This window comes from Cytobacillus praedii (assembly GCF_001439605.1).
GTDB lineage: Bacteria > Bacillota > Bacilli > Bacillales > Cytobacillaceae > Cytobacillus > Cytobacillus praedii.
In genome coordinates this window covers 155,543-165,265 of sequence record NZ_LMBX01000004.1, presented here as the reverse complement: position 1 = coordinate 165,265, position 9,723 = coordinate 155,543, and the positions used below count along the sequence as shown (strand labels likewise).

The 9,723-nt window shown below is 35.9% G+C and carries 13 protein-coding genes; 6 read left to right on the top strand and 7 right to left on the bottom strand.

All coding sequences use genetic code 11. The features are described from left to right. Positions 1 to 789 precede the first annotated feature (789 nt). The 3 genes from ASU02_RS06305 to ASU02_RS06295 form a co-directional block, all read right to left on the bottom strand. On the bottom strand, positions 790 to 1,023 hold the full coding sequence (locus ASU02_RS06305) for a DUF3953 domain-containing protein (protein WP_057762322.1): 234 nt from the start codon (positions 1,021 to 1,023) through the stop codon (positions 790 to 792). A gap of 121 nt (positions 1,024 to 1,144) precedes the next feature. Next, positions 1,145 to 1,678, bottom strand: coding sequence for a ClbS/DfsB family four-helix bundle protein (locus ASU02_RS06300; RefSeq protein WP_057762089.1), 534 nt, complete (start codon positions 1,676 to 1,678; stop codon positions 1,145 to 1,147). Between the two features lie 54 nt (positions 1,679 to 1,732). Further along, positions 1,733 to 2,155, bottom strand: coding sequence for a hypothetical protein (locus ASU02_RS06295; RefSeq protein ID WP_057762088.1), 423 nt, complete (start codon positions 2,153 to 2,155; stop codon positions 1,733 to 1,735). Between the two features lie 217 nt (positions 2,156 to 2,372). On the opposite strand from ASU02_RS06295, the gene ASU02_RS06290 reads away from it, so the two are divergent. After that, on the top strand, positions 2,373 to 2,852 hold the full coding sequence (locus tag ASU02_RS06290; protein ID WP_057762087.1) for a pyridoxamine 5'-phosphate oxidase family protein: 480 nt from the start codon (positions 2,373 to 2,375) through the stop codon (positions 2,850 to 2,852). A gap of 89 nt (positions 2,853 to 2,941) precedes the next feature. Here ASU02_RS06290 and ASU02_RS06285 read toward each other — a convergent pair whose 3' ends face one another. The 3 genes from ASU02_RS06285 to ASU02_RS06275 all read right to left on the bottom strand — a co-directional run bounded on the left by ASU02_RS06285 (position 2,942) and on the right by ASU02_RS06275 (position 5,241). Beyond that, positions 2,942 to 3,271, bottom strand: coding sequence for a DUF6054 family protein (locus ASU02_RS06285; protein WP_057762085.1), 330 nt, complete (start codon positions 3,269 to 3,271; stop codon positions 2,942 to 2,944). A gap of 417 nt (positions 3,272 to 3,688) precedes the next feature. Continuing rightward, positions 3,689 to 3,856, bottom strand: coding sequence for a hypothetical protein (locus ASU02_RS26335; protein ID WP_157684487.1), 168 nt, complete (start codon positions 3,854 to 3,856; stop codon positions 3,689 to 3,691). 365 nt (positions 3,857 to 4,221) lie between these two features. Further along, a complete protein-coding gene (locus ASU02_RS06275) occupies positions 4,222 to 5,241 on the bottom strand; it encodes an alpha/beta fold hydrolase (protein WP_057762080.1) in 1,020 nt (339 codons plus the stop codon). A 144-nt stretch (positions 5,242 to 5,385) separates the two neighbouring features. Here ASU02_RS06275 and ASU02_RS06270 point away from each other — a divergent pair, with 144 nt between their 5' ends. Beyond that, complete coding sequence (locus ASU02_RS06270; protein WP_057762320.1) at positions 5,386 to 6,294, top strand: LysR family transcriptional regulator; 909 nt, start codon at positions 5,386 to 5,388, stop codon at positions 6,292 to 6,294. A gap of 119 nt (positions 6,295 to 6,413) precedes the next feature. Here ASU02_RS06270 and ASU02_RS06265 read toward each other — a convergent pair whose 3' ends face one another. Then, the gene (locus tag ASU02_RS06265) at positions 6,414 to 6,920 is read right to left on the bottom strand and encodes a MepB family protein (RefSeq protein WP_057762078.1); all 507 of its coding nucleotides are present in this window, start codon (positions 6,918 to 6,920) and stop codon (positions 6,414 to 6,416) included. A gap of 582 nt (positions 6,921 to 7,502) precedes the next feature. Between ASU02_RS06265 and ASU02_RS06260 the strand changes: the two genes are divergently transcribed. The 4 genes from ASU02_RS06260 (at position 7,503) to ASU02_RS26855 (ending at position 9,629) form a co-directional block, all read left to right on the top strand. After that, positions 7,503 to 8,132, top strand: coding sequence for a TetR/AcrR family transcriptional regulator (locus ASU02_RS06260; protein WP_057762076.1), 630 nt, complete (start codon positions 7,503 to 7,505; stop codon positions 8,130 to 8,132). 22 nt (positions 8,133 to 8,154) lie between these two features. Next, entirely contained in the window at positions 8,155 to 8,319 is a 165-nt protein-coding gene (locus tag ASU02_RS26860; protein ID WP_082631709.1) for a DUF2197 domain-containing protein, read from the top strand. 136 nt (positions 8,320 to 8,455) lie between these two features. Next, positions 8,456 to 8,890, top strand: coding sequence for an SMI1/KNR4 family protein (locus ASU02_RS06255; protein WP_057762074.1), 435 nt, complete (start codon positions 8,456 to 8,458; stop codon positions 8,888 to 8,890). Between the two features lie 646 nt (positions 8,891 to 9,536). After that, positions 9,537 to 9,629 carry a putative holin-like toxin gene (locus tag ASU02_RS26855; protein WP_232426174.1) on the top strand — a complete coding sequence of 31 codons (93 nt, stop codon included), beginning with the start codon at positions 9,537 to 9,539 and terminating at the stop codon, positions 9,627 to 9,629. The last annotated feature ends 94 nt before the right edge of the window (positions 9,630 to 9,723 follow it).

Here is a 9,723-nt window from a genome sequence, read left to right as displayed (position 1 = left end):
CCTTTTTGTCATTTAATAGCTCTTGTTTATTTTCTTCAATAAGCTCTTTCATTGTTTTTCGCATTTTCTATACACCCTCTACTTGTATTTAATCGGAATATTCTATACTTATATGTTACACCTATTTGCAAGTTATAAAACTTAATTATTTGAACATTTCGTGAAAGTTTGAACTTATTTGCTGTTACGCTTACCTGTTTGAGGGATTGATGCCTTGTTCATTCAAAAAAGAAGAACACAATGCATCTGCACGTGTTCTTCATAAGTTTTATTGATTGACGTAGAAAATTCTAGTTTCTCTAGTGATTTTACCTGCTTGATTAGCAACTTCGAATGTTACTACATGGAATTTTTCTTTTAACGGTTTTTTCACCTGGAATCTCTTCGATAATTCAATGAATTTATGAAATTATTAAAACAATAGAAATATCTTAGGTACTTTATCCTGCTTCAAAATTTTTCCCTCCTATTCCAAAATGCGTAGTCCTTCTACCTATCCAGCCATACATGTTGATTTTACTGTATTTGAAAAATAAACGGAGAAATTCCGTTTATTTTGGGAAATACCCGTATTTCCTTAAAAATAAGGGAAGTTTTTCCGGTTATCGTATCCAAATCGTTGGATTTTGTCTGAATTAGAGCAATTAAGCGGAAAATCTCCGCTTATCTCTGCTTCTTAAACTCGCTTTTTATACATTAGCCGGAAATTCTCCGTCTATGTGTTCTCGTACCTACACGAAATGTGCCTTAAATAAAAAATGCGATTACATAATTCTGCAACCGCACCCTTTAGCTTAATAGGAATCCTTCTATTGATACATAGAATGAAAATAAAAAAACAGCAAGTAGAAGACATCCCATTCCTTTGTGTCCTTTTTTAAATTCTTCTAACCCCATAATCAGCATGGATAGACCTAAGAAGAAAAGCATAATATCCCCAAACTTAAAGTCTTTCGTAATCACCCCATATGAAGCAAATAAAAAGGTTATTACGGTAAAGATAAAACGAAGAATTTTTAACAAAAAATCATTTCCTTTCAGCTTAAAAAACAACAGATGGAACTCTTATTATAACGATTGCAAAAGTAATGAGTATTATTCTCTTCCATTTATCCATCATACCATATTAAAAAAACCCCTTAAATTAATTCACAAAATGCTCCTCTTCCCTTTCTTTTATAGACGTTGCGATTGCTTCACATTTCTTTATTGCCCATATGTAATGATCTGAAGTGTTTGCTGCAAAATAACTGTATAAATTACTAGTTTTTGTCCATTTATAGTATTTCTTTGTCATGATTTCTTCATTGGTATGTGATTGAATGAGTTCCATTACTCTTTCATGGCTTCGCTTCAATTTTTTTACCGCTTGATTGAATGTTACATCTTGATAGTTTTCCCAAATTTGACGATTCAATAGATTCATTGTTCGCCATTTGTACCCAGGTGCTGGGATAAAAGGGGTATCTCCATCCATCCCTTCTCTATACCATCTCTCAAGCATTGCATGCCATTCATACAGATGCATCAAGACATCGCGAAAGTTTTTATCTCTTTCTTGCGTTTCAATAGAAATGTCCCTTTTTCTGCTAGGGATGGATTCAATGATTTCAAGCAAAGCTTTAAAATGTTTGTCGCTATTCAGTAAGAGATTTTCTTTTTCACTTTTTGTTAGCATGATTATTCCTCCTTTTCTACGGCAGATTAACACAAGGATATATAATACATTAAACTACTTAATCTTTTCGTGGTTAATCATTGTTATTACTGGCTCAAATGCTGAAATAATATCTACTTTATGTTCAAAACAAGATAACGAATAATGAATTAATTTTTCGCTTGGAAGATATGATCCTCTTTGTATGAAATTAAAGTAATTTGATTTTTCATAAATCCGAAACGAATTCCCCCGATATACTTCACTATCATCCCATATTGTAAAATCATCATAAATAACGGAATAGGTAACATAATTTTTAAAGTCAATTTGGAGGGTTTCCACTTTGCTGTCAGGATGAGGAAAAATGAGCAAGTCTGTTGGATTGTCACTTTTGTTAATTATGATTCTAAGACTTACTTCCGCTGTTCTGAGTTCCATAATACCTTCAAATGAAATATAGCAATTATTCACTTGTAAAAATTCCTCAAATGTCATTGTTCTCCCCTATCGTTAAAAAAATTATTATCCTTATATTCGCCTAATTATTAGGGATTTCCTTCTTCACTTAACCTGCCATACTTCAAATAGGCAATAGTGTTCCGGTTTTTCTATTTCAATTTGTTAGAGTCAATTTAAGAAACACCCTACCGGAATAAAAGCTAGCATAAAGGGTACTATACCTCTATACACATGAATGAGGTGACGAAAAAACATGATAAAACAAGAAGAAATGGAAACATTAAGAGAGTTAATCAAAGAAGTAGACACGTCCATGCTGACGACGGTAACGGAAGAAGGGCTTGTTTCTCGTCCGATGAAAACACAAGAAGTTGAGTTTGATGGGGACTTATGGTTTTTTACGAAAAAAGAGACTAGTAAATATGAAGAAATTAAACATGATCAAGATGTGAATGTGGCTTATGCAGGCAAATCCTATGTTTCCGTCCGTGGTAGAGCGGAAATCGTTGAGGATTTAGACAAGAAAAAGGAATTGTGGAGCAAAATGTATGAGGAAATCATGCAAACTTCTTATGATGATCCGAATGTTGTCCTAATAAAGGTAAAAGCGGAAGCAGCCGAGTATTGGGAAACCGGTAATTTCACGAAGAAAATTGCCTTTCTCTATAAACGCATGACAGGGCAAAGCTCAAGATCTACAGATGTGAATGAAACGGTTGAATTAAATAATTAACAGCAGAAATGGGTTGTCTGGTTATAGGGCAATCCATATTTTTATGCTGAGTGTTATAGCTCATCCAGCCCTTAGACATAGAATGAAGATTATTTCATTTGTTCTACACTTTTTTTCACGATTTCTACCATATCGTCTTCAGCCCCAAGAGTAAATTTAAATAGACTTCCTCCACCAGCTCCAATGGCTGAAATAAAAATATTACTGCTATCCCCAACTACAGTAAGGCTCAAACTTGCTCGGTTGCCATTTCTCATAAAATATTTATCATAAACAAGCACAGCTATTTTAGTAGTCCCAATCGTATAATTGCTTTCATCAACTAAATTCATGCTGATTCCACTATTGCCAATATCGGTTTCCAAACGCTTAACCACTTTCTCAAATTCGCCAATTAATGTGTTTTCATACTTTGCCATGAACTCATCTCCCCTTACTAATTATTCCGCTATATCGTACCCATGTTAGCTAATAAAATGAACCATATCTCCAAAAAGCACCCATAAAAAGATAAACCAGATTAATGCGAGTCCTCCAAAAATGTATTTTTTTTATAGAGGGCTATCCTTGTCAAAAGTTCTAAACCATTCCGCTAACAAAACGAGAATAAAGGTTAAAAATACATATATCATTAGTTGAAGCATTCTAGCATCTTGTTCAGCTGTAAAAAAATCATAGGAAAAATAAAGTGAAATGTAGGTTAAGAAAATCAAAAAATATACACATAACCAAATGAGACGGCCTTTTCTGGTTTTCAAAAATATCCCCCCTTAAATGAAGCTGTATCCTGTTAGGAAAAGAAGTGATCCTTCCGTTGGCTAAATAAGAATGCAGAATTAGAATCCAGCAGGACCATCCCCACTATTCCAATCACTACCCACTTTTCCTTTGTTTATACTAGGATCAATGCTCTTGGTATGCTTATCATTTCGTCTTTTCTTCCTTCTGCAATCGATCCATAAAGAAAACAACAAAATTCCCACTATGATTATTAACCACCACATATAATCCCCCCTTTCTTTATTATACGTTTATCACATTAGAAAGTTTTAATTTTCAGTTATTTAAAATATAGAAAACCCAAGTTTATGTGAATTCTGAATTGATGCTTATTTAATAAGGCTTTCTTCCTTTCAGGAATACTTTTTTGCTGAAAATTAAAAAGCTACTCTCCCTTTAGAAGAATAGCTTTCATTAAAAGAATTGAAATAACATTCTTCAGCCCGTTATTTTATAATCATTTCCCCATTCGATACTAGCCTGCAGCCACTGTCTTGTTCCACATCCGCTGCCCTATAATTCAAGTACATATCCTCACAATTATCTTAAGTTAGAATCACGGACAACAAAATATAAAACTACCATTCATCTAACTAATTGTACTAACTGCCAACAAGCGTTTTAAGCTGTCATCAATAAATTGATTATCCTTACTGTTGATTCCGCGACCGGCAAAATGACCCCAAATCGACTCGATTGGATTAAATTCAGCATGAGGTATAAGCTTTGCCTCGTATTTATTATCGTCCGCCGTGCAGAAGAGATCCGTGCTTCCTGGCATGATGCAGGCAAGCGCTTTAATGCTTTTGAGCGCCTTATCGAAATCTCCGTTATAGGCAGGGTTTGCACTAATATCTGCAAATTGGCCTGTCCATAGCATAGCGAGGACATTGTGCGGATCCATCTTCATAAAGCTATCTTCCCAGACGCCAACTCCAAACTCTGCCAATGATTCAAAGCCCATCTCACGATAAAGTTCCTCTCTGTAAAAGGCCTGCGATACCCCCCATCCCGCATACACACGTCCAACAGCGCGCATGTCTACAGAAGTCAACTCGTTTAATTTACTTGAATCAAATCCAACTGCAGCCATGAGGGCAGCTTTCATTCCATCCAGGACCACATACGTTTGCGGCCAAGTCTTTGCACCTCCGCAGAATGGGGCAATTCGTTCCACCATGTCGGGGTAGCTTGCCCCCCATTGGAATGATTGAAGGCCTCCCATTGACCAGCCAACCACGAGCGCAATTTTTTGAATGCCGAATTTTTCGGTCACAAGCCGATATTGGAATGTAACGTTGTCATAAATGGTTACCTGCGGAAAATTAGCCTTGTCGAATGGAGCAGGCGTATTACTAGGTGACGAAGATAATCCGTTTCCCAGCAGATTTGGAACGATAATGAAATATTCTCTCGGATCTAGTGCCATGCCGTTCCCAATCAGCCATTCATTTTGAACATGCTGGTCGCCAAAAGCAGTTGGATAGACAATGACATTATCTTTCTTTTCATTCAATTTTCCATAAGTCTTATAAGCAAGAAAAGCATTCGGTAAATTCACTCCGGACTGCAAGGTTACGTCTCCTAAATCAAAAATTTCATAATCCATTGTTCGTATCTCTCCCTTCAAAATGAAACACAGACATAAGAATGTATTTCTTGTTGTCAGTATAAAGCTGTGTTACTCTCAATAAAAGTGAATAAAATTCAAAGCAGTATTCAATATTATTGAAAGTAAAAGGGGGAAATGATGGTGGAACTGCGCCAACTGATTACATTCCGAACGGTTGCTTCAACTTTAAATTTCACCCGGGCTGCGGAAGTTCTGAACTACGTCCCCTCCAACGTCACGATGCAAATAAAAGCATTGGAGGATGAGCTTGGTGTTCGTCTCTTTGACCGCTTAGGCAAGCAGCTCGTCCTCACAGCTGCGGGTAAGCGCTTTTTAGCTCATATCCAAAGCGTTTTAGACAAATTGGACGAAGCACGCAGTACCGTTCATGACAGCGAAACTCTTAGCGGCACCCTGACGATAAGTGCCAACGAGGTTCTTTGCGCCTATCGCCTTCCAGTTGTCTTTAAGCGATTTCGATCCCTCCATCCAGGAGTTCGTCTGATCTTCCGCTCTGTTCCAAATCAGGAACTCAAGCAGACGCTCTTTGATGGAACCGCGGATGTCGTCTTTATGCTGGACGAAACCATTCTCTCAACGAGACTTGCTGTAGAACCGTTACTGGAAGAAACGTTCCGCTTGTTTGCTGCTCCTGACCATCCACTTGCGAAACTGCCTGTACTGAAGCAGGATGATTTTCATGGAGAAGTATTCCTGGTTAACGAAACAGGCTGTCCCTATCGAACCATGTTTGACCGGTCATTTGAGAAAAAGGGCATTGATAGTATTACTTATTTAGAGTTTCAAAATGCCGAAGCCATTAAACAATGTGCCATGTCAGGAATCGGTATTGCCTTTCTTCCTGAAATCACGGTGGAAGACGAGGTTGAACGGGGTGATCTTGTTGCTCTTCCATGGCAGCTTTCAGACTTGCACGTATACACTCATATGGCATGGCATAAAGACAAGTGGCTTTCACCAATCATATTATCTTTCATAGAAGCAGCAAGAGAGGTTATTGCTGTTGAGGAGGAGAATAAAACGGTTTAGCCCTATTCAGCGATATTTCCAAACGTCTGTTGAATGTCTCAATTTCTGAGACATTCCTTTTTTCTAACTTATAATATTTAATTCCTTACTCCACAATCGCGCCAGAATGCAGAGGATTACTAAGAATATAGTTCTAGTATTTTATCTATAGGTAAGTCATTCGAGTTACTCATATCAACAAAATAGGGAAACTGCCATTCTTGAGTTTTCATTGCTTGTTTACTTGTTGGACTATCCCAGTTAGGATAAACTCTTATTGCCATTTTCCCAATTGTTGAACTAGACCTAAGAATATTCTGCTTCAAAAGAATTTCTTTTGGGAAAATAAATTGTCCAAACTCATTTTCAGTTTTAAAGGTAGTTATAACTAACAAATCCGGTGCTTCATCATATGAGTAGGGCTGATTTTTATTATTTTCATCTTTCTCCCAAAATGCAACAAACTGCCCTATCTTGGAAGGGGTTGTATTCGCAACTCTGAATCGAACTGTTCTAGAAGCTAATTCAAATATACCCGCACCATACTTAGAATTTTGCTTTTCTTCTTGTATCGACTTTACAGTTAAGTGATTAGGCTCATAAATCACCTTATTTACATAAGACAATGCTGTATAAAAGTTATTCATTTCTTCACTCCTAAAACCTTCATCTAAAATGGCCAGTTTAGCGGAACTGCTGCCATTTGACTTGTCAATGTAATCGTATCAAACTTTTTATAAATTGTCGGATTTTATTCCAAATGATCAATCTTTACTTGTTTCAAAGCTACATTTTTTTAAGAAAATGGCGTTTATAACGTGGACTATTTAAGTCAATAAGTGTTTTGAAGGATTGCAAGAACATTGATATTGTTTTTAGTTTTTATGAACACCTTAACTTTCCAATATTAGTAAAAAAAGGGTGTTCCTTTGTTAATGGACACCCTTACTTAAAAACTACATACTTTATTCACCTTATTAATTGACTATTTGAATCTAATTCATGTTTATACTTCCTCTGCTTTAAAAGCTGTTTATACCTCCACTAACCCATACCCCTTTTGTCTGGATCCATTTTCAATATTTCGAAAAGAATCCCGGATTAAAAGGTTATCTATGGTTATTTACTTCAAACTCCCGAATTTGCAGTTCCATTTGCCCGATCAGTAGATTGTTACCTAAATGTTTTTTGCATTTGAATAATTCGTACGACTGTACTAAAATTAAAACATGAGTAAAAAAAATAAACCAACTAACCAAAAAGAAATGTCGTTCATTGAAAAAGCCCGCAGAACTCAAATTGTGGAATGTGCGATTGAAACGATCGCAGAATTAGGCTACGCTCAAGCATCATTAGGACAGATTGCAAAACGTGCAAATATCAGTAAGGGGGTTATTTCTTATCACTTTGCAAATAAAGAGGAATTATTGGAGCAAATACCTATCGAATACTATTTGGCTTGGCAAGCCTATGTTGCTCCAAGAATAGAAGCACAAACATCTCCTAAAGATATGCTTCGGGTGTATATTGAATCCAACTTTGCATTTATAGATGAAAATCGCCAGCATGTTTTTGCTGTTATAGAAGTGGTTTCTAATAAGAGAACGGACGATGGCAAACTTCAGTTTGCAGCAGGCCATGATGAAGCTATTTTACTTCCAATTGAAAATATTCTTACCCTAGGGATGCAAGAAGGAATTTTCCGAGAATTCACCAGATCATCAGCAAGGGTGATGGCGTTAACTATAAGACATGCCATTGACGGATTTACTTTGGAATTAGTGAGAAACCCTAATTTAGATGTTCAAGAATATGCTAGAGAACTGGTTACAATTTTCGATAAATCAACTAAAAAATAATGTGCTGCTCAGGGGGATAACAATGATTTACTATGAGATACTTTGTTATAGCTGCAAAAGAAAATTCAAAGTATACGAAGGTTCACTAAAATATAAACAATTTAAGGAAAGCAGGAGTAAGATTTTTTGTTGCGAAGATTGTAGTTTTAAAATACGTCTTGATGCCATTAAAAATTTCTTTAGATAGTTATTTTGCGAGTGTCTTTCTAATAGATTGTGAAATAATGTTAAAGTAATTGAGGCTTTTGTTGAAGAAAGTAAACATATTGATAGGTTGTATATTATAACCGGTAAGATAACTGTAAAAAGGGAGGAATCGAAAAATGTGGAAAAATTACATTGAGACCATATCGAAAGATTATCATTTCAAAGCACCAGCAACCAATGCTCAAATCACACTTATTAAACAGCAATTAAATGTTGAATTGCCTCGCAAATTATTAGAATTGTTCAATGAAACAAACGGAGTATTTGATAAATATGATTGTCCTCTAATTTGGTCAACAGAACAAATCGTTAAAGATAACTTATTTTATAGAAATTTTGAGGAATACAAAGACTGCTATATGCCTTTTGATCATTTATTATTTTTCTCTGATGCAGGCAATGGTGATTTATTCGGTTTCTCCATATTAAACGGGTCTATCCAAAAAGACGACATATTTGTATGGAACCACGAAGATGATAGCCGAAGCTGGATTGCTTCTTCGTTAGACGCATTTATCAAAGGATGGATTACTGGTGAAATTTCGGTATAATTAGCTATCCAGAAGAGGCTAGAACGATAAATCTATTAAAAAAAGCTTACAAAAATCAATATGGTGAATATCAATTAGACTCAAAGAAATGGATAGAAGAGCTTTCCAGACGTACGATTACATCAAAACGAAGCGTTACCACCTTCGTTAAATACTAGTTACCTACTTATCTCATGGGGATCTATTGAACCTAATGGCCGCTTTTGTTCAATCTAGTTAGTAAATATTACGCCAAAAAACGCTCAGAAAAAATCTGAGCATTTTTACTTGCCGATAATAATATATTAACTTTTTTCTATGTAAACAAAACTTGGCTGTGAGCAGATGCTCATAAATGTTTTTAATTACTATTAAAGGAGACTTGATTCGCTGAAATAATAAAGTCAATTAATCCTATCTTGCTATTTTGAAACAAGACATGAAACTCGTTAAAATAGAAAGTAGTTCATCAAAATAAGTTCACTCCATCTGTCATGGTGCTTTTGTAATACATCAAAAGTTTAATTATTCATGACTTGTGCATATCCCTCAGAACAGAACCAGTCACTTGCCCGGCATCAATAAATTGGGTACAAACAACCAACTTATTTTTGCTTGTATAGGACAAGTTGGGACNGAAGGCTGAATATAGGGAGGCGATGTATAGATGGGTACATTTGAAGCACTATCTCTGATGATTAGCTTTGGGATGTTGGTAATCGCCATTTTGCAATTTAAAGATAAGGATAAAAATTCTTGAACACGCTGAAAATAGCGTGTTTTTCTCTGTAAAAAGTGATTGCTTCGGAAGGATAGTTAAGCAGGGGGTCAAAGGGCTGTGAGGGATTCAGACA